Origin of the sequence: Prevotella sp. C561, assembly GCF_000224595.1 — a bacterium.
Lineage (GTDB): Bacteria > Bacteroidota > Bacteroidia > Bacteroidales > Bacteroidaceae > Prevotella > Prevotella jejuni.
Genome location: NZ_JH114153.1, coordinates 1 through 1,055 on the forward strand (window position 1 = coordinate 1; position 1,055 = coordinate 1,055).

The window sequence follows — 1,055 nt, forward strand, 5'->3', positions numbered from 1 at the left end:
AGAGCGTCGGGAGACAGTTAGGCAAGGTATGATAGTTGTAAATGATATAGACTACCGTAAGACCATCAAAGCTCGTATAAACAAGTACGAACTAAACTCTCCTCGATATGGTTCTAAAGCCAACCCAGTCCCAGTGTTAGACTTTGATTATAATTTACAAGAATTCAGAGATGCTTATTATGGGGAACAATTTAAGTATGCGTTCAGCAGACCTGCCTATTACAAGAGAGCAGTAGAACTATATCTCACCTATATGATGAGCAAGGAAGAGTTCAAGGAGCGGTATGGAGGGAAGTAATCCTTGAGAGTTTCAATTAATGATAATAAACTATGAGAAAGAGCGGTTTAGGGTGGTTTTTAGGTACAGGACTTGTTGCTATACTCTTAGCAGTGGGCAATCTGATTTACACCTGTACACGGAATGATGGGGAGAAATATGCACAGCAGTATATTGACGAGTCGAAATATGTTACATTGCATATCCCAAAAGGGAAGATGGATGTTGACTATGGACCTGAGAGTATTATGACAGGTGTCCTAATGAACTCAACAGAAAGGATAAGAACTGATAGTATTCTTTTTTATGATAGTATTTATAAGAAACACTTCTGTGTATTTGTCATTGAGCCAGAGCGTCGGGAGACAGTTAGGCAAGGTATGATAGTTGTAAATGATATAGACTACCGTAAGACCATCAAAGCTCGTATAAACAAGTACGAACTAAACTCTCCTCGATATGGTTCTAAAGCCAACCCAGTCCCAGTGTTAGACTTTGATTATAATTTACAAGAATTCAGAGATGCTTATTATGGGGAACAATTTAAGTATGCGTTCAGCAGACCTGCCTATTACAAGAGAGCAGTAGAACTATATCTCACCTATATGATGAGCAAGGAAGAGTTCAAGGAGCGGTATGGAGGGAAGTAATCCTTGAGAGTTTCAATTAATTGATAATAAACTATGAGAAAGAGACGGTTTAGGGTGGTTTTTAGGTACAGGACTTGTTGCTATACTCTTAGCAGTGGCAATCTGATTTACACCTGTACACGGAATGA

Annotated in this window: 1 protein-coding gene and 1 pseudogene; both read left to right on the forward strand. The window is 38.9% G+C overall.

The annotated features are described in order from the left end of the window. A pseudogene (locus tag HMPREF0666_RS13015) lies at positions 1-298 on the forward strand (hypothetical protein); the annotation flags it as partial. 32 nt (positions 299-330) lie between these two features. After that, entirely contained in the window at positions 331-927 is a 597-nt protein-coding gene (locus HMPREF0666_RS13020) for a hypothetical protein (RefSeq protein WP_009012829.1), read from the forward strand. The last annotated feature ends 128 nt before the right edge of the window (positions 928-1,055 follow it).

Coding starts and splice junctions, on each gene's coding strand:
- HMPREF0666_RS13020 (WP_009012829.1), top strand. CDS start 331: ATGAGAAAGAGCGGTTTAGGGTGGTTTTTAGGTACAGGACTTGTTGCT.